Source organism: Roseateles sp. NT4 (genome assembly GCF_051857475.1).
GTDB lineage: Bacteria > Pseudomonadota > Gammaproteobacteria > Burkholderiales > Burkholderiaceae_C > Pelomonas.
Genome location: NZ_JBPZGZ010000002.1, coordinates 433,694 through 457,447 on the forward strand (window position 1 = coordinate 433,694; position 23,754 = coordinate 457,447).

A 23,754-nucleotide genomic window follows, 5' to 3' on the forward strand; every position below is an offset into this window, starting at 1 on the left:
GACAATATAGCTCAGCTTGTTTACGTTTCGACCGTCTTGGTCCGGGATTTACAAAAGCTTGACGGCAACCTTCGGTTCGCCTGCTGTCAATTGACACGTGTCAAAAGACAGCAGCAACTGAACACTCCTGCCGGAGATGAAACCAAGCTCCATTCCCGGCCTTGTCGATGCGCTGGCGGCCGAAATCAAGGCTCGCCGCGCCGAACTGAGCAGCACACAAGAGGACCTGTCGGATAAGAGCGGCCTGGACCGCCCCTACATCTCGCTCATGGAAGTAGGGCGGAAACAGCCGACCTTGAGCGTCCTGTTCCGGCTCGCCTATGGGCTCGACCTGACGCTTGAAGAACTTGCCGGTCGGGTCCAGCGCCGATACGGCCGCCACACACCGGACTAGCCAGCTAGGCGCTGGGGTTCACCGAAGTTGCCCCACAGCTTCGTGATGAGGCGGTCTTGCGCCACGGGGTCGAGCAGGCCCTTGCGCCCATCTACCTGGACGAAGTGCTGACGACGCTCAGCTTCGGTCCATAGCAGGGTGTCGTCATCGACCGCAATCCAAGCATCTGGGCGCATACAGCCCACGTGCAGGCGAACGATTTCCGCTTTCGAGTACCGCCAGTAGTCGGCATTGCCGAGCGGCTGCCCGCGAGGACCGAGCTTCGCCTTGGCGGTGAGGTCGGCGTATGTGAACCCGAGGACTCGGCTGGCGACTTCGGGGCCTAGGTCGGTGAGCACCGAGAACAGACCTTCTTTCCAAGGCCGGGTCGACGTGAGGACGATGCGCGCGTTTGGCCACCCTCTGAGCGCCTGCGCGAGGATGGGCGTGGCCTCGTAGTCCTCGTGCCCGCCCTCTTCAGGAAGGCATTCAACCAGGGCTTCATAGAGCGTCCTGCTGGGATGCAGCACGCCGCTGATGCCCAGATACACGACGTGGAGGGGCGAGGGGAGATTGCCCAGCATGGGTCACGCCGCAAGCAGGGGCGCCCGTCCAATCTTGGCCAACATCCAGCCTTTCGCACTCGCCGCGGTGGCCCGCAGGTGTGCGTCCCGCAGCGTCGTCTCGCCGGACAGCTTGAAGAACAGCCGCTCGCCCTCGGCGAGCATGCAGTCCCACCAGACCTCTTCGACCCGCGCAATCTTCCAGTCGCTGCTCGCGTCATCGGCATCGAAGCGCATGAGGCTGACGACAGCGTCGCCTTCAAGGTCGTTGAGCAGTTCCACGAGCATCGACTCGCAGGCCACGAAGACCGTCTCCTGCCGAGCTGTCGTGCGGCGACGGATGTTCGCGAGGTACCACGGCACCGCTTTCGGTAAGACCGTTGCACCCCAGTATTGAAAGCCGGAGTTCAGAGCCTGAGCGGGAACACGACCCTCGAGCCCTTGGAAGGTGACGAACATGCTTGCTGTCTTTTGTTAGCAAGCCGATTCTGACCGAGGTATCGGAAAGAGGGAAGTGCCGCGCCCGACGGCGGCTCCTTTCAGACTTTCAGCGCTGAAAGTGCGGACGCGTTTTCAGGGCGAGGGGTTCGATGCCTATACGAAGCCACAGTTGCTCGGTGGAACGAAAGTTCAAGCACTTGTGTTGTTCAGGGGGAGACGCTTTTGCGCTCCCCCATTTTTTGCGTCCGTGACTGTGGCCGAGGCGCCGTCCGTTACGGGGCTTCGTTCAACGCGGGCCAGTCGGCCTCCAGCCGGTCTGCCCGCAGGTCGCCGATGGTCAGGCTGCCCTTCTTCGCATTGCTGTCCCAATAGCGCGGCTCGGCCCGTATGCGCGCCCACAGCGCCTCTTCCGCCCCATTGAGCAGGTGCGGCTGCACGAGGGCAAGTTTGACCAGGCGCACGCTCTCACGCTCATCCCAAACCCTTGCCAGCAAGTAGACGGGCAAGTCCTCACCCGGCAGGTGGACGAAAAGGCCGCTGTTCTCCGAGCTCAGTGCATCGGCAATGGCTTCGACGATGACGTCGGTCATGGGCACCCTCAGCCGGCGCGAGATGAGCTCGATGCCGAAGCGCGACTTCGCCGGGAGGCGGACGCTGAAGACGGAGTTCCTGGGGCCTCCCTCAGCTTTCTTGGGCATGTTGTGTTCTCCGTGTCGATGGCCTGATTCGGCATAAATGTAACGCCTTCTATTGCACTACTGTATTGCTCTCTTTAGAATTACATCACTGCCCACAAAGGCCCTGTTCTTTAAACCTGCCAAACGCATGCCGCCCCCGGGTTCGTCTCCGGAGGTAAGGCACTGCCAACCGCACCGCCGGTGACCGTGAGGTCGAGCGGCCCGGGCTCCCCGCCTGGCGACGCCATCGTGCGTCCGATGCCCTCCCCGGGCGTCACCAATAACAAGAAGACAAATCGGGACGAGACAACACATCAATCGCTGCAGTCCCACAGCGCAATCCCAACACCGAGCAAGACCAATGAATTCGAACCCGTCGCAAAGAACGGAACACGACTATTTCCTCGCCCGCCGCGCCAACGCGCCACGGCAAGACACCGAGCACCGCACGTTTACCGTCGAGCTCGCATCGCGCTATGAAGTCTGGCAGTTCGCCACCTTCATCGGCCGCGCAGGCCAAGACCTGCACCTGACCAACACGTCGCCGGACAGCTTCACGCTGCGGCTGACGCTTCGTCCGAACACCATCGAGTTGCCGGAGTTCTGCTGGCTCCTCGAGAACTTCTTCCAGCTTGCCGCCGGCGCCCACTGTCTCCAACTGAATGAGGCCCAAGCCCAACTGGCAGCACGCCCTCCGCGGGCCGCACTGCTGACCGCCTTTGCCGAGCAGGTCCACCGATACCTGGACATGTTCCAGATGCCGGCACTGGTGAGGAGCGTGACGCCCAAGCTCGACCGCGCTCACCTCGCCGTGGCGGTCCGCAATGTCCCGTCGCCAGAGCAGGACCCCGATGGCTTCGAACGCCACCTGCGCATCTGCATGAACTGCATCCGCCTGACCTACCTCGACGACGGCTTCCTGCGATGAGCAACACGTCCTTCAGCGCCGTCCAACGCCAAGAACACGAAGAGAGCACCGACATGACCAAAGCCATCGACGCCACCAGCAACCAACCAGCCGTCAGCGACCTCACACTCCAGCGGCAGGACGAGTTTTACGCCGAGCACCGCTTGCCCGAGCCAACAGCTGCGGGCACCGAAGGCCGGACCTACTGCTTCCGTGTCGAGTTTCAACATGACATCTGGCCGCTGAAGTCGATGCTCAGCTGGGCCATCGAGAAATGGTGGTCGTCGCCGATGTGCCCCTGGGGTGACGCCGACGTCAAGGTGACCTTGAAGCCCAACACGTTGACGCTGGAAGAAGTCCAGTGGCTTTTCGACAAGGTCGGCGACTGCCATGTGGCGATGCAGACCGTGGCGCTGGAGATGAACTACACCGGCGACCGCTCATACCTCGACGCAGACGAGATGGGAGCCAAGGTGCCGAACGCACTGGCACTGAAGAGCTGCCTTGAAGGACTCGCAGAGTGGCGAGACGCACTTTCAGCGAGCGACGACCGCGCCATCGGAGCCGAGATTGAACTCGAGCTGGCGTTTGAAGAGCAACTCGCGCTGGAAGCCACGTACGACGGCGAAAAGCACTAACTCCATAACCGACCGCAATAGGAGACTTCATGCCAAGACGGAAGAAGGTTCAAGAGAGGGATATCCGCCAACGCATCCGCGCCGGCTTTGGCTCGGGCGAAGGCCCGTCGTACAAGCCCTGGGAGACGGTGCACACGTTCAGCTCGCAGGGCAACTCGCACCGCATCTACAGCGTGAAGACGGGGCGTGTGCACAACCTGTTCTCGAACATTGAGCGAGCGCTGTTCCTGAAGGCCGAGTACGGCAAGAACTTCGTGGACTTTCAGGAGCAGCGCGCCATGGAGCGCGAGCACACCCTTGCCTTCGCCAAGGTGCTGGGCATCAAGCACTCAGTGTTCATCGGCACCAAGGTTCCCTTCGTCATGACCCTCGACTCGGTCGTCGTGCGCCGCGATGACCAGGGGAACCTGTATCGCGAAGCCTTTGACGCCAAGGACTCGACGGCGCTGTTGGAAGAGCGCGTCCTCGAGAAGCTGTCCATCCACCGGTTGTACTGCGAGCACCGCGGCTGGAAGCACAGCATCGTCACCGACGAGACGTTTGACCGCCAGGTCATCCGCAACCTGGAGTGGATACGGGCAGGCGCGCGCAAACCGCTGGAGGTCATGAGCGTGCACGGCATCTTCGATGAGCTGCCGGCGCGGATGCTCGTCGACATCCACGCGAAACAGCCCCGCATTCAGGTCAAGGACTACTGCGCTGCATTCGACGTGACCCACGGCCTTCTGCCTGGGACGAGCCTGCGCGTCATGCAGGTCCTTCTCTGGAACCACGAACTGACGCCGAACCTGTCCGGCGGCCCCATTCACCTCGCCTCGGTGGCCTCTCTTCTGCCGGAGGCCGCGCATTACCGCCTCCAGGCGGCCTAAGGAGCTACATGTACCCCATTCGCACTCTGCTGAAAGCCGGCGACGACCGGCAGCTGCGCGTCATCGACATGCTGCCGGATACCGGCCAGGTTGTGACCATCGACACGCTGTCTAAGTCCGCCAACCCGCAGGTCTGGCAAGCGCACGAGATGGAAGCCGCCGCGAAGGCCCAGAAGTGGGTGCGGGTGGCAGGCGTTCAACCGAAGGGCGAGGTAGCCCTTGCAGCGCCGACCAAGCTGTCTGATGCAGCGCTGCAACTCCGCGCCGCACGGTGGAACATCGTCGGCAGCCGCGTGCGCGACAGCCGCCTTTACAGCCGCGAGACCCGCCAGGCCGCAGTGGACGAAATCGCCGCGGAGCACGGCGTCAGCGCCTTGCACGTCCGTCAGCTGCTACGCATGGCCTGGCAAGGCGGGATGACCCCGGAGGCAATGACCCCGGACCTCCACAAGTGCGGCCGCAGTGTCCACGATGGCAAGCCGCGTGGCCGCAAGCCTCTGTACGCGGACTACGAGCCCTACGTCTGGACCAAGCAGCTGCGCAGCAAGGCCGCGGCGATGGTGCGCAGCGTCTACCTCGAGGACTCGACGGTTTCGCTGCAGGAGGTGCATGACAAATTCATCTTGAAGCACTACAGCTACGTCGACCCGGATGGCGTGGTCCGGCCAATGCCGCTGGGCGAGCGCCCAACCGAGCGCCAACTGCGGTCGGTTCTGGAAGCTGAGCTCACGGACTCCGAGCGCCATTCCGCACGCCACAGCGTCGCGGACTACGACAACAACTTCGCGCCCACCATTGGCCATGTGCTGCAGGACTGCCAGGGCGCCGGCGACGTCTACGAAATCGACGCGTCGCAGGTGGACGTATGGCTGGTGGCCCGCGAGGACGGCCGCACCATCATTGGCAAGGCGACGATGTATCTGGTCGTCGACCGTTTCAGCCGCCTTATCGTGGGCTTCTACGTCTCGCTTGACGCGCCCTCGTGGGCCGGAGCGACGCAGGCGGTGCTGTCCATCTTTGCGGACAAGCGCGAACTCTGCCGCCGCGCCAAGATTCCCTATGACGAGGCGGATTGGCCGGCGCATGGGCTGATGCCCCAGCGCTTCTTCGCCGACCGCGGCGAGATGGTCAGCCACTCCAGCGACTCCATCGCCGACGGCCTGCACACGTCGGTCACCAACGCACGTGCTCTGTGGTCTGCCGGCAAGGGTCTGGTCGAGTGCACGTTCAAGCTCGTGCACGTGCCGATGAAGCGCCTGCGCGCCGGCTATGAGCCTGCTCGCAACACCAAGATTCGCCGCGGCAAGAAGTACTACCGCGACGCGAAGATGAACCTTGACCAGCTGCGCAACCAGATGCTGCGCATCGTCATCGACCACAACCGCAAGGTCCACACTACCTACAAGCTGCCGGCCGCTGAGATTCGCGCCGGCTACCAGCCCATCCCTCGCGAGGTCTTCACGCGTAGCGTCCGCACCCACATGGGCCTGCTGTCGCACTACGACGAACAGGACGTGCGCTTCAACCTGCTGCTGACCGACACCGCGTCGGTGACACAAGACGGCATCAGCTTCGGTGACTGCTTCTACTCGGCCCCCGAGGCGCTCAAGCGCGACTGGTTCACGCAGGCCGCCAAGCGCGGCGTCTTCGAAGTCCAGGTGCGTCACAACCCAGGCCTGGTCGACAGCATCTATGTCATCGACAAGTTCAACCCCTCGCGCTACTTCCTGGCGGAGCTGACGGACTTCTCCGGTCAGTTCAAGGGCTACACCCGCGCCGAGGTTGCCAGCCTGACGACCCATGGCAAGTGCAACGACAAGGAGGGTGAGGACGCCAACCTGACTCTGCGCCTGAACAAGGCCGTGGCGGACGAGCGCGAGGGCCTGACGACCAAAGGCAAGCCGGCAGTCCGCAGCAAGACCAAGGGTCCGGCCGCTCGCGCCGTCAACACGCGCGCTGACCGCTCAGTGGCACAGGCTCTGCCGGCGCCGACGGACGACGACCCGGTGCCCTCGTCAGCCATGCCGACGGCAACGCCGACACCTCCTGCCGTATCCGCTCCTGAGGAGGAAGTCAGCGTGGTCTGCGCCCCCGAATTCGCCGCAGCGCCCGTCGGCGTGAAGGCCACCGTGCTCAACAAACTCTTTGAAGGAAACGACGATGACCTCGAGTGACCGCAGCTCTCGGCCGCCGCTGGCCTTTCGATATGTGGACGCGGTCTACGAAGACCACCCGAACCCTGAATATCACGGCAACCCGCTTATCGCGGGGCTGCCGTTCTACCTGACCAATGAAGAGCTGATTGAGGCGCTGGAGGCGCTGCCTAGGTTCGATGAGTCGGAGCGAGACCATCCAGACGCCGTTCGAAGCACGTACATCGGTCGACTTGGGCGGTGTGCGGTCGCCTTGCCTCGAACCACAGTTCTGGCCCGCGCGCTGATGGACCTGATGATGGAAGGCTACGTAGGCCGCGAGCCGTTCCTTCCAGAGCACCGGGAAACGATGCAACGCTTCTACGAGGCGAAGAAGCGCGGGCTCAAGTTCCAGGACCTACCGGACGCCAAATCAGTCACCGCGCTTCGCTCCCGGGATTCCGGTGCGGAGCTGTCGACTGCCTTCATCGGCGCCTCGGGATGCGGGAAGACCACCACGCTGAAGCTGATTGCCGGCCTGGTGCCTGACGTCATCGTCCATGACTCTATGTGGCAGGTGCCGGTGCTGCTCATCGAGATGCCGCCTGGTGGCAAAACCGAGCATGGGCTGGCCACAGCAATCATCGACGCGCTTCATCGACGTCTGCCCTTTGCCGGCTATGCAGAGAAGTATCTGCGAAACGTGTCGCGCAAGAACGCTCTCGAGCGCATCTACGACGCGGCCGCCCTGCTGCACACGCATGGCGTGGGACTCCTCCTTGCCGACGAGTCACAGAAGGAGAAGCCGACGGAGGAGCAGCTCAAGCGCAAGGTGCGTCCGACCGAGGCAAAGCACGAGCAACTGGCGCCGGAGCACGAGACGCCCCTGATTCAGTTGCTGATTGCCGCGTCGAACAAGCTCGGCGTTCCACTGGTGCTCGTGGGGACCAACGAGCTGCACGACGTGATGTACGGACGCTTCTCGAAGGAGCGCCGGTCGGTCGGTCACGGCATGGAGAACTGGGGCTTCCTCGAGCGCAGCGGCGACGTGCGCAAGCCAAACGAGTTCGAGGCGCTACTGCGCAAGCTCTGGAAGTTCCAGTGGGTGCGCAAGCCCGTGAAGCTGAGCAATGAACGCGCTGACCTGTTCTTCGAGCTCACCCAAGGCAATCCGGACATCGTCGTCAAGCTCTTCGCCTCAGCGCAGCGTAGGGCCATCAACGAAGGCGTCGAAGAGCTGACCGAGGAGCTCGTGCGGGAGACCTTCAAGCTGCAGTTCAAGGCCGTGCGCGAGGCTCTCAAGGCCCACGAGGAGCAGGACCCGGAGAAGCTGCTAAATCATCTCGACATCGCACCGGTGGAGCTGCGCGCTGGCCCGACCTACGCCGCGGTAGCGGCGGAGATGAACGAGAAGAACTATCAGCGCAAGCGCCAGGCCGAAGCTGCAGCGAAGAGGAAGGCGAAGGAGGCGCAGTCCCCCCAGGCCGCAGACCTTGCCGCCCCAGGGAGGCTCGTCAAACTCTCCGACGCCCTGAAGGGTGACGGCGCGGAAGGCGCCGTACACAAGAGGCTGGTCGAAGCTGGCGCTCTCGCGGCTGAGCACGACGCGGTCTAAGCCTCGCCGATGCTGCTCCTCGACCGTCCGCACCCAGACGAACTCGTCTCGAGTGCGCTCGTTCGAGGATGCCGCCACTACCTGCTGCCGATGGGCCAGGTGCTCAACTCCGGGTGGACCGGCGAGGACCGCCTTTTCGGGGCGTCCTTCTTAGGCTTCACGCCGCTGGTCCACCTGGCCAACCTCTTCAACATGGGGCCAAGAGCCCTGCTCGCGGGCCATACGGTGCTGACGTTCGCCACGGCGTTCTCTGAGCGGGAGGTTTGGGAGCGTGCTGTCGATGGCGCTCTCGGCGACGTCCATGGCGGACAGGCGCTGGGCGCTGTCATCCGCAGTGCCATCCAGGGCCTCCCACACCGGCGCTTCTGCCGAGCCTGCGTGGCCGATGACCTGCGCACCAAGGGCGAGTCGTATTGGCGCTTGTCCCACCAGCTACCAGGCAGCCTCGTCTGCCATGTCCATGGCGACACGCTGGTGTCAACGAAGCTGTCCATCGCCGGCAAGGGCATCAGCTACGACCTTCCGCAGAACTGCCAAGGTAGACCCTGTGTTGCGGGCAATATCGGAGACCTCTGGCGAGAGGTAGCCGCTCGCGTGGCCGAGTTCGCGCGGCGCGGCCTGGACCAGCCGGTGGCGTTGCCAATTTCCTACTACCGGGACATCGCCGTCGAGCGTGGCTGGCTGAAGCCAGAGCGTGACGTGGACATCGGCCGGTTGAACGCGCATGTGGCTGCGGTCCTTGGAAAGGCTGGTCTGGCCGCGTGCGACCTCATCCCAGAGGGCAACGGCAGCTGGCCGGCGATGCTGCTGCAGGCGCGGTTGAAGGCACCTTCGGGAACGCTGAAGCACATCCTGATGGAACAGTTCCTGGCGGCGCCAGCCGTTGACCTCAGTCACAAACCGAGAGGGATGGTCGCGCGGTCGCGGAGCGATGAGGACAAGACGCTCGCCGCGGCTTTTAGGCAGGTCGCGGATGGCTATGCGAAGCGGGGGCAGCGCGCCGCCGTGGCGACGCTGTTGAAGGACGCCGGGTGCTGGGGCATCTACCGGCACAAGAAGTCGTCGCTTCCGCGCCTGCAGCGCGCCGTGGATGCTTTTCGCACGTCTAGGAACGCATGCCGGCCGCTGGCGCGCCAGATGTTGCCCGTGCCTGGCCAGGGTGGCATGGTTGCCAACAGAAGTGGCCTCATTGACGGGGGCCACCTCATCAGCGGCGAGGAGGCTGCGTCGAAGCTGGGCATGTCCCCGCGTGAGCTGCCCGTGCTTCACCGCAAGGGGCGCATCTTGGCGACTGCGTACAAGGGCCATCGGCTCTGGTATCCGGCGTTCTGGTTCGATGGCCGTGTCCCGCCGGCGGCGTTGGAGGCGGCGTTCGCAGGCTTAGCAGGCCGGCCGTTCCCAGAGCAGTGGGCGGCGCTGGTCAAAGTCTGGGAAGCAGGCCGGGCGTAGTACGCCTTCAGAGTCGCGTCGAGCGGTGACTACACGAAGCAGGACAACTTCGTGAACGCTCCCCATGACCCTGAAACGCAAGAAGGTGAAAGCTGAGCCCAAGGTGACCTTCTCCTTGCGCATCACCGTGAAGACGCGGTTCGCCCTCATCGTGCAACTGCGGAAGAAATGCCGCATTGACTTCGACAAATCCGCCCACATGGAGGGCATGGTGCAGGCCGTGCTGAGCGGCAACCAAGCACTCATCGAGAAGTACGCGCTTCCCATCCTCGATGAACTCTGGGACCCGAGCCAATTGGTTCGGCTGCGGAACTTGCAGAAGCACGACCCGGACCTTCTGACTCACTGGGAGGCACTGGCGCTCGGTGAGCTTAGGTTCGCCGAGCCGAACGAAATCACCGACAAGTACTGGGCACAGATATCCGAGCGCTACAACCTCGACATCTGAGGCACTTCCTCACCTTCAACCGGCCTTCCAACAGAGGGCCGGTTCTTCTTTGGCGATGCATTGACGGCACCGTCGGCCAAGGCCGCAGCGCCGTCCATCGCGATTTTCAACAAGACGCCATCCCTGGCCTCTTGCTCCTTGCTCGCTGCGTCAGCGGTGGCATGGAGCTGGACATGGGTTGGATAGTAGGAATTCGAAACACCGGGGCGGCACCGCGCCTGTTCGAGTGGAACAACGGCAATCTGCGCGATGTGGGCGCTGAGGACGCTTCTCTCCTGGTCGACGCCAGGGGTCGGTACTCGCGATACACCGAATGCGCCCTCGCGGACTTCAAGCGCCTGGACGCGGACAGTGCCGCGGGCATTGCCGAACTGGCAGGCATCCCGTCGGAAGTGGCTCGCATCCAGTCCTTCTGGCTGCTCACAGCTGGCAAGCGCAAGGTCTTCGTCACTTCGCAGACCCTCATCCAGGCCCTCGTCGGCACCTACCGACAGCAGCGGGCTGCGATGTTCAGCCCTGCCGGCTATCAGCTGATGTCCTACTTGGTCGAAGAGCGCGGTGAGCTTCGCCCCAGCTTCGTCGGGGGTCGGAAGAAGCGCACGCTCGACGACATTCCCGAGTTGGCCGCGGCGATTCTTTGGTCATGCACCTATCCCAGCGCCAGGAGGATGCAGGCCAGCGTGCTGCGGCACGCGCTGGACGGGCGCTTCGATATCGAGCTTGCCCAGGCCCGCGTGTTGTTGTCCTTCGTGGGCCATGAGCTTGGCGCGGACTCGCTGTTGGCAACGCGCATCTCGATTGCCGCCATCGAGCCGCTGGAGTCGCCCGAGGTCCATGCAGCGGGCAAGGTGCCCGGCCGGTTTGTCATCCGCGAGGTGGAGGAAATCTCCCCCGAGAGGCGCAAGAGCAGTTGGGTCAAGGCAGCACCCAGGGGACCGCAGGACCTGGGCTACGACGCAGATATCCGCGATGACCGTTTCAGCACGCCGCTGACGGACGAGGAATGGCAGGCGGTGCGCGGCATGCTGTTCAAGCACCCGAGGAGGTTGCAGCTGCACGAGGCCAGTGCTCGCAGCAAGGTTGACCTCATCCTGCTCAAGCGGTCCACCGGGGCGACCTGGCGGTCAGTGACGGCCTCAACGAAGGAAAAGATGGTGGTTGAGGGGTACTTCAGCCGCCTGATGGCCGCGGGCACGTGGGAGCCAGTGCGTGCGCATCTCGTCAAGGCAAGGGGCGGCCCCGCGAATGCACGCAAGACGCGTGCAGCACGCTCTGGGGTGGCACCCCTGGCCCCAGCGGCCGACCAGATTCGCGCCTTGCGGATTCAGCGGCTGAACATGACCACGAAGGAGTTGGCTTCGGTACTGCGCGTCTCTGCCGCGAGCGTCATGGGGTGGGAGAGTGGTCAGCGAGTGCCGACACCCAAGGTCGCAGCGATGCTGCGGGTGCTTGACGCCAAGGGCGTGGACGGCCTGGATGAGGTGCGGGCTATGCCGGCCGGCGGGAGGCACGATAGGGATGATGCGGCCCGGTAAGCTCTGCGCATGAGGATTGGTTGTATTGGCTGGGGCTCCCTCATTGGGAAGCCGGGTGTTCTGCACTGCGCCGGGCCGTGGACGTCCGGCGGCCCGGAACTGCCCATCGAGTTCGCACGGACTTCGCGGGACGGGCGCCTGACGCTTGTGCTCGTCGAAGGAGCCGCGTTGATGCCAACGCAGTTCGTTGAGCTGTCGTATGCAAGCGCCGAGCAGGCCCAGGAGGCGCTTGCTGGACGCGAGGGCAGTGGCGTCGAGTCCATCGGTCTCTGGCCAGGTCCCGCACCCAAGTATTCGGTCGGCGCGGCGGCCATCGCGGAGTGGGCAGCGACAAGCGGGTTTGACGCGGTCGTCTGGACGGCGTTGCGCCCAAAGTTCCGTGGGGTTGTCGACGAGGTTCCAGCTGACGTCGAAGCGGTGCTTGCCTATCTCCGAGAGCTCGACGCCGAGACGCTGGCGCGGGCCCGCGAGTACATGTGCGCTGCGCCGGCCGACGTTCAGACACCTTTTCGAATTGCCATCACGCGGGAGCTGGGCTGGGCACCGGCGCCCGCGACCATCGAGGGGTCGGTCACTGAGCCTGCTGGCCCTGTGGGCGACGAAGGACGGTCTTGATGAATGCGTCGTAGTCGGCAAGCCCCTGCATTTGAATGCGGAAGCTGGCGCTCATCGTCAGCTCTGGCGACTTGGTGAACGAGCTGCTGCCGAAACCAGCATATCCGAGCTCCTGCTGCCCTGCGTCGCAAAGCAGCTCGCACCAGCGGCGCATGTCTACGACGAATTCGAGTAACTGCGCACGGCTCAGCGACTCCTCAGTGAGCTGCCCGTGGAAGAGCTTGTTGCGATGTAGCTCAGCTTCGTCGACACGGGCCTTGAGGTGCGCATACTCGGCGCCTATGAGGGCCTCAAGTGGTTGGGGGTACAGCGCATCGAAGCCGCGCAGGATGCCCTCAAAGTACACCTTCTTGCTGTCCGAAAGAGTTTTGCGGAGCGCGGGGACGTCCGACCGGCCGAAGCATGGGTACTGGAAGACAAGGTAGGTGACGAACCTTCGCGCCTGGCGCTCTACCTTGAGCAGTGACAGGGCGAAGGCGTCCACGCCGGCCGTGCGCGCGTCCGAAGCGATGACGGCATCGACGCTTTTGAACTCTTCGACTAACGCGGGGTGCACGTTTCAGCTCCTCGTTGACACAGCCCTTTGCCGTCCATCGTAGCGATGGCCCTTAGTGGTCCGAGCAGTCGTCGGTAGACGACTACCTTCGGCGGCGTCGCTATACCGGCAATGCTGTACTCGCACCTTTTCGCCGACCTGCCTACGCTCAATTCCCGGCTCGAGCCCCTCGTGCTCCGAAGCGGGCCTCGCCTGTCTTGGGTGAAATTCCAGGCATTTCGTCGCCGCCTCGAAGTCCGACGTGGACGTCGTGACCTGGTCGCCTTGAGCGCCTGCCTGCTGCCGGTCGCCCTGGTGGCCCTCCTTCTTGCGGACGGCCGCATACAGCTCGCGCAATGGCCGGCGGTGAGCGCAGCGGTCGGCGGCCTTCTTCTGCTCATTTTTTGTTGGCTCGGCGTTCGAAGCGTGCGGACCTACTTGACTTCGCGCGCCGAGGCTTCCCCGCGCTCATTGGCGATGCTCTATGACCTGGTGCTTGCGGACGCGCGCAGTGCGTCTTACGTGCGTGCGCTCATCGAGGGCTGCGAGCCGATTCTAGAAATCGACTGCGACGTCGCGACGCACATCGCCGCTGGATGGAGCGCTGCCCCATGTCGCTCCGATTTCGAGTCAATCTCGTACTGGACGTTCAGCGATTGGCACTATGGCGTCCCATACACTCGACCGTTAGGTAAACAGCAAGACGGCGACGATGCCAGCAAAGGGAGAGTCGGGCAGAACATATAGCGAGTCTGACATCGCTATCGAATGGAAACACCGGCAAATGAAGGCCGACGTGCTGTGGAGAGTCGGGCCCATACAAGAGCAGGTCTTCCCTGTCAGGCATCCAACGAGTCCCTACTTCCAGCGATTTCGAGTAAGCGCATTTGAGAAGCCGGTCGATGAGCCAAAGGTTCGTTCTGACCTGCACAAGAGGTGCATAAATTTCCTGATTAGGAAGGTCGTAGAGCGCGGCCTTGTAGTCTGCACCCCCACGTTCGACGGAGAGGTCCGCACCGCAGACGGCCAAGTGCTGCTGGACGTTGCTGCCGGCCAATATTCGTGGTGGTCTGACACGCGAGGCACTCGAATCCCGGTGGGCTATGGGCGCTATATCCAACCGGACCTGTGCGGGAGACTTGCAACGGGCGACGCCTTTGCTCCGTCCATGCGTTGGCCCAGCGTAATCATCGAGGTCATCGACACGCACTATCCGGAAGAGGGCACGCTCTTTGAGCTGCTGAAGCTCTCCACGCAGAACCACGTCGTCGCGCTGCACTTCATCAGAGCCAGTTTCAGCTCGTACTGGAGCCAGCTCTACACACCCGAACAGGAAAAGGTCCGGCTGAGGGTTGTGCATCTGCTGGTCAACGGAAACTTCGTGACAAACGGCGAGCCGCTGGACGAGAAGCTTGCGCCACCGGCCGATAGGAAGCAGTTCTCCGCGTGGTACGGCGCCTTCAGGGACAACACGTTCAAACGAATCATGGACCGGAAGGACGAGACAAAGGACTATTCCGCGCCGGCATAAGGGGCCCGCCAGGCGGGCAGCGACCTAGCGATGAACTCCCGAGAGGTCTTCCAGCAGGCCACGCGCCTGGTCGTAGCCAGGCAAGTCGGAGCGAAGGCTTCTCACGAGCTCATCGACGTGTTCGGCAACCTGCGCGCGGATGGTGTTCTCTGATGGGCTACCGACTGGGCGCAGGCGCATGAACGGGATGCCGGCCGCCGCGAACAGACGGTCCTTCTTGTCGTCATTGCGCTGCTGGCGCTCAGTGTCGTGCCAGACGGAATCGACTTCGATGGCCAACATTGGTAGGTAGGTCGTCGAGGAGACGACGACGATGTCAACGCTCGCTCGGAGGTAGTACCCGAAGTCGTCTTCGCTGACCAACTCCTTCATGCGGTCGAAGTTCATGACGCTCTGCAGCGAGCAGTTCGGGAAGACGAGATGGTTGGGACAGAGCTGCACCAGGACTTGGTAGATGGTGAACTCGCGCTGACTGTTGAAGACTTGCTTGACCGCGCTGGTGCCCTGAGCGCGAACGATTCTGCCGACCACAGCGTGCTGCGACTCCCTCTCTAGCAGCGGCGCAATATGTGGGTTGATGCGGAAGGTCGTGTCTGTGGTCAGCAGCATTCCAAGGTCGACCAGTTTGTCGTAGTGGCGCTCGGCCCACTTCAGCTCCATGCCCGCGTACTCGGCCACCTCGGCAAGGCCGTTGTAGCTCTTGATGGTGGCAAACACGCTCAGCAGCTTGCGTGCGGGCGCGGTAAGCGTCGGCCACCGGCTGACGGCGGTCCGCTCAAACTGGTCACGCTTGTTGAGAACCGCCAGCCGTGCTTTCGCATCAGTCAGCAGCTGACGGACCACATCAGAACTGCGCGAAGTAGCCAGGTCCTCTTCAAGCGTGTCGATGAACTGCTGCACCTTGTCGAGGCTCTCGGAGCGCGCCCAGAGTAGCTTGGCGTTGTTGATAGCGCTCGCTGGTGGCTCACCGTCGGCGGCCTCAATGTAGGCGAGGTAGTAGCGAAGCGCTTTTTCCGGGTCCCCGGCTACCTGCTCAAGGTAGGCCAACCTGAATGCGTGCCCCTTCTCGAGCAGGTCATCGCAAAAGAAGCGCGCCAACGGCAACAGGCGGATTCGGACCTTGTCGCCAAGCTTGGATAAGGGGTCGAAGATATCTTCTGCAACCTGGAGCCACATGCGCTGGGTGTTGGCATGCATCTTCCCGCGCACTGCTGCAAGTCTGCCCAGAGCTTCGAGCAACGGCTCGGCATCGGCTTCATCAAGTTCCTCATCGAGGTCGCCGGAGTAGTAGCTCTGGGACGGTGGGATGCCCGCATCCGTCGTACGCCACATCGCATCGAGCAGAAGCCTCATTCGACCCGCCACGCCTTGGATGACAAAGGCTGCAGCGAACTGGAAGGAAATGCTCCGCTCGCACAACCACTGAAGGCCTGGCATCTTCTCGTCGCCGCGCTCTTCATCCTGCAGCGGGGAGTACTGCGTGCTAGCGGTGAATACGCGGTAGAGGCTTTCAAGCTCGGCCTGTCGGGCGAAGCCTTCGGGCGCATGCTCATACAGCCGCAGCAGAAGGTCCGCTACAGACGGCACGTCAAGCCCTTGGAGCCCGATGTACACGTCACGCACCTCGTCAGCCACGGTCATCGTCAGCCGCTCGCCGAACCAATGGGCGTCGGCATCGGCGAACCGCATCAGAGCCGGAACGGCGAGAGCGAGATGCTCGTCGACTTCCCCCGGGGCGGCTACCAGAGCGCATAGCAAGCGTCGGAGCCCCTCGCAGGCGTCGCAAGCCAGTGGGTCGGGGAATTGCTGCAGCAGTTCAGCAAAGCCCTCGCCGGACGTGTGCCCTAGGCCCCACATGAAAGCCCACGCCCGCGGTGTCAGCCAAGCGTTGGCACCGACCCCCTCATGCATGGCGATGAGGTCGCGCTCACTCGGGCCGGGAAGCCTCAAAAGCGCATCGCAAACTCGCCCGTAGTCCCACGGGTCTGCCATCCTCAGGTCGAGGTCGAGCCGCATCACCTCGACGAGCGCACGTCCTTCATCATCAAGTGCACCACCCTGTTCAGCCGCTGCATAGGCTTCGCTGAGTGCCAAGGTCAGGTCCGGAAGCGAGGCAAGCGTCTGCTGCTCGGCTGCAGTGACGTCAAACTCAAGGCCCTCCTGCGCCCGCATGAGTCTCACTGCGCTCCCGCGAAGCTTTCGCAGCCACTCGACATTGGTCATTTCCATGCAGGCGCGCGACAGGTGCCGGAAGGCTTTGGCGCAGTCGTGAATTGACCAGCCTAGGGTGTCAAGGTACAGCTCGAACTCCGGCTGACGGTGCGGTGCGTCGACGACTTGGGTGAGTTCATCCAGCGCGCCAGCAAGCTCTTCGCGGTCGGGCTTGGCGAGGTCGTAGAGGGACTTCGTCCCAGGCGGATAGAGCCCAAGAATTTTGGCGCGCAAGAGCCAAACTCGTGCCTGAGGCCGTTCCTCTTCATGGAAATCAGCCAAAGGCATGCGGCCCAACGCCGCGAGTTCCGCCCAAGCACGGTCGTCGATATGCGCAGCTGCTTGTGCTCTCAGGTCATCCAGGCGGACCTGTGAAGCAGACATGGAAGGCTCGACGGCGATGTCGTTGCCTGCAAGCGCGGCGGCTGCCTGCGGCTTCTTCTTCGACTTCTTGCTCATGCACCCTCCTCAAGGCGGTCGATATCCAGGTAGATGGCGTGTCCGAAGGCGTAGGACCACGTGTTCGGCAGCTTCTCGATGACGCCCTCGGTAGGAACGAGGTGTGGCATCACGCCGACGTACATCTCCAGGCCGAGCGCCTCGAGCTTCAGTCGCAGCTCGTCTCCGTCTCCGGCATAGCAGAGGTACGGCAGCGGGTCGTCGGGGTCGGTGAGCTGCCCCAGCTGCTGCATCCTTTGCACCCGTATGGAAGCGCTGAAGTCCTCAATGGCATCGCGGATGCCTTCGACTTGGTCAGGTTCGAGGTCGCGTGGCGACCGGTAGCGCACGAAGTCCACACGTGGCATGAGCGAGCGGATGAGGCTGTCGTCGGTGGCCTTGACCAGCTTCGCTCGGGGCGGCGAGGCGAAGAGCCTGTTGGGGTCCTTGAGCTTAAGGTGCTCGGCCAGCACCATGACGAAACCGACTGCCACGTCGGGCGTCTTGGCTTGCTCGATGCCCAACTCAGCGCAAAACGAATCCCAGTCGTATCCGGCGTCGTTCAGTGCGTGGAAGACCCGATTGAGGTCGACCCGATAGGTGTCGTCAGGACCGCTCAGGTACTTCAGTTGCTTCGTGACGTGGTGGTGCTTCACCTTGCCGCCGAGGATGCCCCGCGCGAGGTAGTAGCGCCGCAGGAGCTTTGCGGTCTCGGCCTCTGTGAGTGGGGCTTGAATCGACCGTGGCGCATAGTCGTCCGGGTAAAGGGTTGTGAGCTGCCACACGTAGCGCCCCATTCCGACCCACCATGCGCCTGCTTCCATAGAGACTTCAAGCGGCTGGCCCTTCGCCTCGCTCTTCACAGCCAGCTCAAGTTGCGACCAACACGTCATCTCGTCGCCACGGGCGATTTCGAAGCCGCTGCCCGGCACATCGTCTTCCCGAAGTAGCACCAGCTCGGAATTGCAGGCATCGTCGAGCGCGACGGGTCCCAGCACAGACGACATCCTTCCTGAGACGTCCAGCGCCAGGCGACCGCAGACCTGAAGGGCGGCAACCCCGTCCAAGACGGCTTTGCCAGTCTCCTCCAACCGCCGGCGGACGAACTCAAAGGCTGCGCCTGCGTCGTCCAACCAACCCTTTGAGTCTCCGATAGGGGTGATGGAGAGCGCCGGCATCATTTCGGTCTCGCCGGCCGTGCTGTCCTGCTTGAGCTCTGGCACGCAGACCAGGATGAAGTCGTTCCCGAAGCGGACTTCAAACAGCGTGGTGGGCTTGACCTGATGCCAAGCCTCCAGCCACTCCGCCAACCTTGGCGCCAGCTCGTGCCACGCTGAGAACTGCTCCTCAGGCGCCTTCGCCACCACGGTGAGCTTGAGCTTGGGTACGGTAGGTTCGCGATGAAGGGCGTGCCAACTCGACCGCCCCAGGATGCGCGAGGCGGCGTCGAGAGCCGCCGTGTGCTTGAGGGCCACGCCAGCGTCGCTCAGCGCTTTGCGTAGTCTTTTGGCCAGGGCCTTGGGGTCTTCGTCAGGATGCGCCTGAAGGCCTTCGACAACCCTGAGGGCGGCCTCAGAGGTGAAGCGAGGGACCTTGAGATGGACGAACGTCCACAGAGCTGCGGCACTGGCCTGCAGGTCATGAGGTGAAGGGGGATGCGCCGTCGGCGCAGCAGCGGCTGCCATAGATGAACTCCTGGAGAGCATCGAGGGACGGCACGCGTTGTCCGGCTCCCCAAGTGGAGGTCATCGAGCCGGGAAAGGGAGTCTTGCGATTGAACTGGCTTTGCCGTGTCGGATGAGACCGATGCGTGCACTGACGGGCGCCAACTTGCCCCCGGTTCGGCTTGAACCGCGAGCAAATCGTAAGGACCAGCGGCCAACGGTGTCAACCGTCCATGCGGCGGCATCTGACCCTGCCCCGACGAAGAGGTGCCCAGCAAGACCCACGGAGGACGCCTGGAACTGCGCTTTTCCGTCGCTTAGAGGGCCAGTCCGGTCTGCACGCTAGGACTCTCTCAGCGTGGTGCGCACCCACGGTCGACCCTGAGGGCTGCACAAGTTGCTCGCCGTGTTCGAAGCGACTTTATTGCCGCGTGCGCGATGCGAGTTGCATGCCTTGCGAAACGACTATTTGTCTTGCTTCCGCTACTGCGGCTCTTTTTGTAGGCAGATACCGAAACGGCTTTAATGCCGGCGACCACGTCCTACGAGGCCGGTCATCGGCAGCAAAGCACAATGCCGGCATGGATGACGATGCCTTCCAGGTCCGCGACGACCTGCAGTTCACCCACCCGCCAAAACGCATGTTCGGCGACTGCGCCGATTGCGCGGCCGGGCGCTGCGCCCCGCCGACGCAACGCGGCCGCCGCCTCTTCACGGGCCTGCTGGGCGCCGCGGCCTTCATGCCCGCCTGGGCCCGCGAGGGCGTGGACGTCGGCCCCAAGAGCAAGTTCACCGGCTTCGTGTCGGCCGAGCAGCTGGAGCAGGCCGGTGGCCAGCAGTACGCGCAGATGATGCGCGAGGCCGGCCAGCAGCGAGCGCTGGCGCCGATGGAGCACCCGCAGGCCCAGCGCCTGCGCTACATCGCCCAGCGCATCATTCCCTTCAGCTATGAATGGAACGACCGCGCCCGGCAATGGAAGTGGGAGGTCAACCTGCTGGCGAGCACGCAGCTGAATGCCTTCTGCATGCCCGGCGGCAAGATCGCCTTCTTCTACGGCATCCTCGACAAGCTCAAGCTCGAGGACGACGAGGTCGCCGCCATCATGGGCCACGAGGTCGCGCACGCGCTGCGCGAGCACGCCCGCGAACGGGTCGGCAAGTCGGCCGCGACCAATGCCGTCGTCGAGCTCGGCTCGGCTCTGCTGGGCCTGGGCAATGTGGGGCGCGGCTTGGCCGGCATGGGCGCCCAGCTGGTCAATCTGCGCTTCAGCCGCGACGACGAGAGCGAGGCCGACCTGGTTGGCATCGAGCTGTCCGCCCGCGCGGGCTATGACCCGGCCGCCGCGGTGCGGCTGTGGGAAAAGATGATGGCGGCCAACAAGGGGGCGCCGCCGCAGTGGCTGTCCACCCACCCGGCCAGCTCCACCCGCATCCGCGACATCCAGGCCAATCTGCCCCAGGTCGCGGGCCTTTACCAGCGCGCGCCCAAGCCGGACCAGCGCTTTCCGGTCGCGCCGCCGCTGCCGGTGCGTCCGCGCTAGGCGCCTTCGGGCGCTACCAGCGTGCCGGCAGGTTCTTCAAGCGCTGGTATTCGCCCGCTGCGACACGCTTCAGATAGCCGCCCAGCTCCAGGTCCTTGACGAGCTTGGAGACCATCTCGCGCGAGCAGCCCAGGCGCTGGGCCATGCCCTGGTGGGTCAGCTCCAGGTGGCGGCCATCGCCGGTCGAGTCGTCCACCAGGCTCTTGAGCCGGCCATAGACATCGTTCAGCGCAAGCTGCTTGGTGGACAGCGTCGCGGCACGGGCGCGGCGGATGACCTTGGTCAGCAGCTCGAAGGCGAACTCGGGGTGCTCGCTGATATGCGTCAGCAAGCTGGCCCGCGTGACCATGACGAGGCGGCTGGCCTCTTCGGTGATGACGCTGGCCGAGCGCGGCCCGCCGTCCAGGCTCATCTCGCCGACGTATTCGCCGGGGCCGTAGACGCCGTAGGTGATCTCGCGGCCCCGCGCGTCGCTGCTGAAGGCGCGCAGCGAGCCCGACAGGATCAGGTAGAGGTTGTCGCCGACCGAGCCTTCCTCGATCAGCACGATGCCCTTGCGATAGCTGCGCGCCATGCCGCGCGCGGCCAGCAGCCGCAGCGAGGGCGGCAGGGCCAGGAGTTCGGTGTCGAGGGTGTCGTCAGGCATCCGGCTGCGCCGCGGGATTGTGGCCCGCGGCGCGCCGGAATGTTAGTTCACCAGCTTGGCAGGCCTCAGAGACGACACCAACGGGGGCAACAGGGCCAATTGGCGCATCAGCTCGCCGATGCTGTCGGCACCGCTCTTGGCGCGGATGCTCTGGATCTGGCTGCGCACCGTCGAGATGGCCACGCCCTGGCGTTGGGCGACCTCGGTCGGCTTGACGCCGTTGGACAAGGCCTTCAACACCTCGGTCTCGGCCGGCGTCAGCTGGTAGCGCAGCGCGAACCACTGGGCGGCCAGGTCGCCGCAGAGCTGGCGGCGCTCCAGGATCAGCAGCACGGCCGCCTGGTTGACGTCGCGGTTCAAGGGCACGACAACGACATTGGCCCGGCCGCATTCGGCGCGGTCATCGCCCAGGCGCAGCAGGCAGCGGCGGCCGCTCGCCTCGGCGCCCTCCAGCGCCTCGGCCAGCGGCACCGCATCGGTCAGCAGGCGGGCCCGCAGATGCTGGCCGACCAGTTCGAGCGGATGGTTGTCATCCAGCGACGCACGCGCCGCGAGATTGCTGTGGAGGACACGGCCGGCACCGTTCAGCAGCACGACGCCGTGGTCGAGCTCCTCCAGCACCAAACCCAACCATTGACTGGACAGCGAGGCCGCCTGACGGCGTTCACGCGGGCGGGAGCCAGGGGCTTGGCCCGGCTGCACAAACTCGGACAACCACATCGAAGCACTCCTCGGCCCACACCATGCGAACCATCATCAAAGCGTAGGAGAGCATGTTTCGTCGCGGGCGTAAATGTTGCTGAGTGTGTTTGTGAAGGAATTACGGCGCGCCGTCGCTCAGGCGCCATCTACAACATAGGGATTGATGCAATGCCGCTTCCGCTGCCGATTTCGGGCTCGTGGCCAAATCGGTGCGGTCGATGCTGCCCGCGAACACATTCGCCGCCTCTCCAGCCTCGCGCATTGATTCCCGCGCCACGGGGCGAAAGGTTGGGGGGAAACGTTCCCGGCGCGCGGGAAATCAGCGCTTGCAGGCCTGCGAATCGCTGCGCCCTTGATGTGGCTCAAAGGCCAGGCCGGACGCCGGCGCACAGTCCGGCGAAGCGAGGCCAAGCGCGCAAGCCCAGCGCCTCCTGCGTGCTGCGCCGCACAGACCTTGGCCAGCTTCGAGGCCACGCTCGCCGTCGAATCGGAGGTTTCCTCATGCCCATGATGAAAGCAGCAGTCTTTGTCGAGCCCGGACGAATCGTTCTGCAAGACAAGCCCATCCCGGACGTCGGCGCTCAGGACGCACTGATCCGCGTGACCACGACGACCATCTGTGGAACCGACGTGCACATCCTCAAGGGCGAGTACCCCGTCGAGCGTGGGCTGACCATCGGCCATGAACCGGTCGGCGTGATCGAGAAACTCGGCTCCGGGGTTCGGGGATTTGTCGAGGGGCAACGTGTGATTGCCGGCGCCATCACGCCCAGTGGGTGGAGCACGGCATGCCTGTGCGGTGTCAGTTCGCAAGATGGCGCCGGCACGCGCCATGGGTGGAAGGCGATGGGAGGCTGGAAGTTTGGCAACACCATCGACGGATGCCAGGCCGAGTACGTCCTGGTTCCCGACGCCATGGCCAACCTGGCAGCCGTTCCCGACAGCCTCGAGGACGAGCAGGTGCTCATGTGCCCTGACATCATGTCGACCGGATTCAGTGGCGCGGAAAGCGCCGGCGTACGAATTGGTGACGCGGTGGCCGTGTTCGCCCAGGGCCCGATCGGCCTCTGCGCCACGGCGGGAGCAAAGCTCAGCGGCGCGTCACTCGTCATCGGTGTGGATCGGCTGTCGAATCGCCTGGAAGTTGCCAGGAAGATGGGCGCTGACCACGTCATCGACGCCAGCAAGACGGATCCCGTCGAAGAGATCATGCGCCTTACCGATGGGCGCGGCGTCGACGTGGCGATCGAGGCGCTGGGCACCCAGCAGACATTCGACGCTTGCCTGCGGGTCTTGCGGCCTGGCGGCACGCTCTCGAGTCTCGGGGTCTATTCGACCGATCTGACGATCCCGCTCGGCCCGTTCGCGGCAGGGCTGGGTGACCACAAGATCATCACGTCACTGTGCCCAGGCGGGAAGGAGCGCATGCGCCGGCTCATGTCGATGATCGCGAGCCGTCGCGTCGATCTGGGCGCCATGGTGACCCACCGCTTCAAGCTCGACGACATCGAAAGAGCCTACGAGCTGTTCAGCCAGCAGCGTGACGGCGTGCTGAAGGTGGCGATCACGCCATGAGGCTCGGGTGGCGCGAATTCCCGTGACGGCGGCGGCGGCAGTTCTTGCTGGCCGCGCCCGAACAAATGGGGTTGATGCGTGTCCGGCCGCACCGACCGTCAGCAGAAAGACCTGGACCATGTTTGCGAGCCGTTGGTCTTGCTTTCGACCAATTCGCCGGTCTCGTCCGGCCCACACATGCAGACGGGTGTCGACAATGACTTTTGCTGACGATGTAGATTCTCTCAACCACCGCATAGCCAAGGCAGAAACAGCGCGGGATGCATGGCGGGCCACCGGGGGTCAGGAACAATATCTCGAGGCTTGCTCGCTGGTCAGCGCGCTCACCTTGCAACTGGACCAGCTGTTCGAAGAGCGAGCCGGCATGGCCGCGCGCCTCCCAAGCCCCAGCACCGATGCCTGACCCAGCCATGCTCGAATCCCCGCAGCTGTTCAAACAACAGGTCATGTCCGCTTCTTGCGCCGGGCGGTCTCTGCCGTTCACCCTGTCCTGTGAGTCGCCTGTTGGAGATCAGGCCATCGCGCCCGTGGATGACAACATGTCGGTCGCCGGCGAGGAAGATCCAGGGGCGGCGCTGGACACCATGGACTTGAGCCCAACATTGCATTCGATCCACACGACAACGGGATCGGGCCAAGCGGGCAGAAC

At 63.9% G+C, this 23,754-nt stretch carries 23 protein-coding genes; 15 read left to right on the top strand and 8 right to left on the bottom strand.

Translation table 11 applies throughout. The features are described from left to right. Positions 1-136 precede the first annotated feature (136 nt). A complete protein-coding gene (locus ACS5PN_RS11605) occupies positions 137-394 on the top strand; it encodes a helix-turn-helix transcriptional regulator (protein WP_439464106.1) in 258 nt (85 codons plus the stop codon). Here ACS5PN_RS11605 and ACS5PN_RS11610 read toward each other — a convergent pair. The 3 genes from ACS5PN_RS11610 to ACS5PN_RS11620 all read right to left on the bottom strand — a co-directional run bounded on the left by ACS5PN_RS11610 (position 391) and on the right by ACS5PN_RS11620 (position 1,967). Next, the gene (locus tag ACS5PN_RS11610) at positions 391-957 is read right to left on the bottom strand and encodes an HAD domain-containing protein (RefSeq protein WP_439464107.1); all 567 of its coding nucleotides are present in this window, start codon (positions 955-957) and stop codon (positions 391-393) included. The two genes, ACS5PN_RS11605 and ACS5PN_RS11610, sit on opposite strands and share 4 nt — an antisense overlap. Positions 958-960: 3 nt before the next feature. Beyond that, the gene (locus ACS5PN_RS11615) at positions 961-1,395 is read right to left on the bottom strand and encodes a hypothetical protein (RefSeq protein WP_439464108.1); all 435 of its coding nucleotides are present in this window, start codon (positions 1,393-1,395) and stop codon (positions 961-963) included. Positions 1,396-1,649: 254 nt separating this feature from the next. Continuing rightward, positions 1,650-1,967, bottom strand: coding sequence for a hypothetical protein (locus ACS5PN_RS11620; RefSeq protein ID WP_439464109.1), 318 nt, complete (start codon positions 1,965-1,967; stop codon positions 1,650-1,652). Between the two features lie 448 nt (positions 1,968-2,415). Between ACS5PN_RS11620 and ACS5PN_RS11625 the strand changes: the two genes are divergently transcribed. The 9 genes from ACS5PN_RS11625 to ACS5PN_RS11665 all read left to right on the top strand — a co-directional run bounded on the left by ACS5PN_RS11625 (position 2,416) and on the right by ACS5PN_RS11665 (position 12,262). Next, a complete protein-coding gene (locus ACS5PN_RS11625) occupies positions 2,416-2,982 on the top strand; it encodes a hypothetical protein (RefSeq protein WP_439464110.1) in 567 nt (188 codons plus the stop codon). Positions 2,983-3,035: 53 nt separating this feature from the next. Further along, positions 3,036-3,599, top strand: coding sequence for a hypothetical protein (locus ACS5PN_RS11630; protein ID WP_439464111.1), 564 nt, complete (start codon positions 3,036-3,038; stop codon positions 3,597-3,599). A 29-nt stretch (positions 3,600-3,628) separates the two neighbouring features. Continuing rightward, positions 3,629-4,468: a TnsA endonuclease N-terminal domain-containing protein gene (locus ACS5PN_RS11635; RefSeq protein ID WP_439464112.1), complete on the top strand. Its 840-nt coding sequence runs from the start codon at positions 3,629-3,631 to the stop codon at positions 4,466-4,468. 8 nt (positions 4,469-4,476) lie between these two features. Then, positions 4,477-6,642, top strand: coding sequence for a Mu transposase C-terminal domain-containing protein (locus ACS5PN_RS11640; RefSeq protein ID WP_439464113.1), 2,166 nt, complete (start codon positions 4,477-4,479; stop codon positions 6,640-6,642). After that, on the top strand, positions 6,629-8,215 hold the full coding sequence (locus tag ACS5PN_RS11645; protein WP_439464114.1) for an ATP-binding protein: 1,587 nt from the start codon (positions 6,629-6,631) through the stop codon (positions 8,213-8,215). The genes ACS5PN_RS11640 and ACS5PN_RS11645 overlap by 14 nt, the downstream gene beginning before the upstream one ends. Before the next feature lie 9 nt (positions 8,216-8,224). Then, positions 8,225-9,664: a TniQ family protein gene (locus ACS5PN_RS11650; protein WP_439464115.1), complete on the top strand. Its 1,440-nt coding sequence runs from the start codon at positions 8,225-8,227 to the stop codon at positions 9,662-9,664. A gap of 64 nt (positions 9,665-9,728) precedes the next feature. Beyond that, entirely contained in the window at positions 9,729-10,112 is a 384-nt protein-coding gene (locus ACS5PN_RS11655) for a hypothetical protein (RefSeq protein WP_439464116.1), read from the top strand. A 161-nt stretch (positions 10,113-10,273) separates the two neighbouring features. Next, positions 10,274-11,647, top strand: a complete 1,374-nt coding sequence (locus tag ACS5PN_RS11660) for a hypothetical protein (RefSeq protein WP_439464117.1) — start codon at positions 10,274-10,276, stop codon at positions 11,645-11,647. A gap of 171 nt (positions 11,648-11,818) precedes the next feature. Next, positions 11,819-12,262 (top strand): hypothetical protein, encoded by a 444-nt coding sequence (locus ACS5PN_RS11665; RefSeq protein WP_439464118.1) that lies wholly within the window; start codon positions 11,819-11,821, stop codon positions 12,260-12,262. Here ACS5PN_RS11665 and ACS5PN_RS11670 read toward each other — a convergent pair. Beyond that, the gene (locus ACS5PN_RS11670) at positions 12,219-12,818 is read right to left on the bottom strand and encodes a hypothetical protein (RefSeq protein WP_439464119.1); all 600 of its coding nucleotides are present in this window, start codon (positions 12,816-12,818) and stop codon (positions 12,219-12,221) included. The two genes, ACS5PN_RS11665 and ACS5PN_RS11670, sit on opposite strands and share 44 nt — an antisense overlap. 264 nt (positions 12,819-13,082) lie before the next feature. Here ACS5PN_RS11670 and ACS5PN_RS11675 point away from each other — a divergent pair, with 264 nt between their 5' ends. Together ACS5PN_RS11675 and ACS5PN_RS11680 are read left to right on the top strand one after the other, a co-directional pair. Further along, complete coding sequence (locus ACS5PN_RS11675) at positions 13,083-13,544, top strand: hypothetical protein (RefSeq protein WP_439464120.1); 462 nt, start codon at positions 13,083-13,085, stop codon at positions 13,542-13,544. Between the two features lie 37 nt (positions 13,545-13,581). Further along, positions 13,582-14,328: a hypothetical protein gene (locus ACS5PN_RS11680; protein WP_439464121.1), complete on the top strand. Its 747-nt coding sequence runs from the start codon at positions 13,582-13,584 to the stop codon at positions 14,326-14,328. Positions 14,329-14,352: 24 nt separating this feature from the next. Here the strand turns inward: ACS5PN_RS11680 and ACS5PN_RS11685 are convergent, their stop codons facing one another. Together ACS5PN_RS11685 and ACS5PN_RS11690 are read right to left on the bottom strand one after the other, a co-directional pair. Continuing rightward, positions 14,353-16,998 carry a DUF2726 domain-containing protein gene (locus tag ACS5PN_RS11685; RefSeq protein ID WP_439464122.1) on the bottom strand — a complete coding sequence of 882 codons (2,646 nt, stop codon included), beginning with the start codon at positions 16,996-16,998 and terminating at the stop codon, positions 14,353-14,355. Continuing rightward, positions 16,995-18,662, bottom strand: a complete 1,668-nt coding sequence (locus ACS5PN_RS11690) for a hypothetical protein (RefSeq protein WP_439464123.1) — start codon at positions 18,660-18,662, stop codon at positions 16,995-16,997. Before ACS5PN_RS11690 ends, ACS5PN_RS11685 begins: the two co-directional genes overlap by 4 nt. Positions 18,663-19,282: 620 nt before the next feature. Here ACS5PN_RS11690 and ACS5PN_RS11695 point away from each other — a divergent pair. Further along, the gene (locus ACS5PN_RS11695; protein WP_439465561.1) at positions 19,283-20,182 is read left to right on the top strand and encodes a M48 family metallopeptidase; all 900 of its coding nucleotides are present in this window, start codon (positions 19,283-19,285) and stop codon (positions 20,180-20,182) included. Positions 20,183-20,195: 13 nt separating this feature from the next. Here the strand turns inward: ACS5PN_RS11695 and ACS5PN_RS11700 are convergent, their stop codons facing one another. Both ACS5PN_RS11700 and ACS5PN_RS11705 read right to left on the bottom strand, forming a co-directional pair. Beyond that, positions 20,196-20,828, bottom strand: a complete 633-nt coding sequence (locus ACS5PN_RS11700; protein WP_439464124.1) for a Crp/Fnr family transcriptional regulator — start codon at positions 20,826-20,828, stop codon at positions 20,196-20,198. Positions 20,829-20,870: 42 nt separating this feature from the next. Further along, positions 20,871-21,548, bottom strand: coding sequence for a helix-turn-helix transcriptional regulator (locus ACS5PN_RS11705; protein WP_439464125.1), 678 nt, complete (start codon positions 21,546-21,548; stop codon positions 20,871-20,873). 483 nt (positions 21,549-22,031) lie between these two features. Between ACS5PN_RS11705 and ACS5PN_RS11710 the strand changes: the two genes are divergently transcribed. After that, the gene (locus ACS5PN_RS11710) at positions 22,032-23,105 is read left to right on the top strand and encodes an NAD(P)-dependent alcohol dehydrogenase (protein WP_439464126.1); all 1,074 of its coding nucleotides are present in this window, start codon (positions 22,032-22,034) and stop codon (positions 23,103-23,105) included. 196 nt (positions 23,106-23,301) lie between these two features. Beyond that, a complete protein-coding gene (locus tag ACS5PN_RS11715; RefSeq protein ID WP_439464127.1) occupies positions 23,302-23,508 on the top strand; it encodes a hypothetical protein in 207 nt (68 codons plus the stop codon). Positions 23,509-23,754: the final 246 nt, after the last annotated feature.

Excerpts from the sequence above, each read along its gene's own strand:
- ACS5PN_RS11690 (WP_439464123.1), bottom strand. The coding sequence starts at position 18,662 with ATGGCAGCCGCTGCTGCGCCGACGGCGCATCCCCCTTCACCTCATGAC.
- ACS5PN_RS11645 (WP_439464114.1), top strand. The coding sequence starts at position 6,629 with ATGACCTCGAGTGACCGCAGCTCTCGGCCGCCGCTGGCCTTTCGATAT.
- ACS5PN_RS11610 (WP_439464107.1), bottom strand. The coding sequence starts at position 957 with ATGCTGGGCAATCTCCCCTCGCCCCTCCACGTCGTGTATCTGGGCATC.
- ACS5PN_RS11630 (WP_439464111.1), top strand. The coding sequence starts at position 3,036 with ATGACCAAAGCCATCGACGCCACCAGCAACCAACCAGCCGTCAGCGAC.
- ACS5PN_RS11650 (WP_439464115.1), top strand. The coding sequence starts at position 8,225 with ATGCTGCTCCTCGACCGTCCGCACCCAGACGAACTCGTCTCGAGTGCG.
- ACS5PN_RS11640 (WP_439464113.1), top strand. The coding sequence starts at position 4,477 with ATGTACCCCATTCGCACTCTGCTGAAAGCCGGCGACGACCGGCAGCTG.
- ACS5PN_RS11660 (WP_439464117.1), top strand. The coding sequence starts at position 10,274 with ATGGAGCTGGACATGGGTTGGATAGTAGGAATTCGAAACACCGGGGCG.
- ACS5PN_RS11615 (WP_439464108.1), bottom strand. The coding sequence starts at position 1,395 with ATGTTCGTCACCTTCCAAGGGCTCGAGGGTCGTGTTCCCGCTCAGGCT.
- ACS5PN_RS11695 (WP_439465561.1), top strand. The coding sequence starts at position 19,283 with ATGTTCGGCGACTGCGCCGATTGCGCGGCCGGGCGCTGCGCCCCGCCG.
- ACS5PN_RS11700 (WP_439464124.1), bottom strand. The coding sequence starts at position 20,828 with ATGCCTGACGACACCCTCGACACCGAACTCCTGGCCCTGCCGCCCTCG.
- ACS5PN_RS11625 (WP_439464110.1), top strand. The coding sequence starts at position 2,416 with ATGAATTCGAACCCGTCGCAAAGAACGGAACACGACTATTTCCTCGCC.
- ACS5PN_RS11710 (WP_439464126.1), top strand. The coding sequence starts at position 22,032 with ATGCCCATGATGAAAGCAGCAGTCTTTGTCGAGCCCGGACGAATCGTT.
- ACS5PN_RS11605 (WP_439464106.1), top strand. The coding sequence starts at position 137 with ATGAAACCAAGCTCCATTCCCGGCCTTGTCGATGCGCTGGCGGCCGAA.
- ACS5PN_RS11620 (WP_439464109.1), bottom strand. The coding sequence starts at position 1,967 with ATGACCGACGTCATCGTCGAAGCCATTGCCGATGCACTGAGCTCGGAG.
- ACS5PN_RS11680 (WP_439464121.1), top strand. The coding sequence starts at position 13,582 with ATGAAGGCCGACGTGCTGTGGAGAGTCGGGCCCATACAAGAGCAGGTC.
- ACS5PN_RS11665 (WP_439464118.1), top strand. The coding sequence starts at position 11,819 with ATGCCAACGCAGTTCGTTGAGCTGTCGTATGCAAGCGCCGAGCAGGCC.
- ACS5PN_RS11635 (WP_439464112.1), top strand. The coding sequence starts at position 3,629 with ATGCCAAGACGGAAGAAGGTTCAAGAGAGGGATATCCGCCAACGCATC.
- ACS5PN_RS11655 (WP_439464116.1), top strand. The coding sequence starts at position 9,729 with ATGACCCTGAAACGCAAGAAGGTGAAAGCTGAGCCCAAGGTGACCTTC.
- ACS5PN_RS11685 (WP_439464122.1), bottom strand. The coding sequence starts at position 16,998 with ATGAGCAAGAAGTCGAAGAAGAAGCCGCAGGCAGCCGCCGCGCTTGCA.
- ACS5PN_RS11715 (WP_439464127.1), top strand. The coding sequence starts at position 23,302 with ATGACTTTTGCTGACGATGTAGATTCTCTCAACCACCGCATAGCCAAG.
- ACS5PN_RS11705 (WP_439464125.1), bottom strand. The coding sequence starts at position 21,548 with ATGTGGTTGTCCGAGTTTGTGCAGCCGGGCCAAGCCCCTGGCTCCCGC.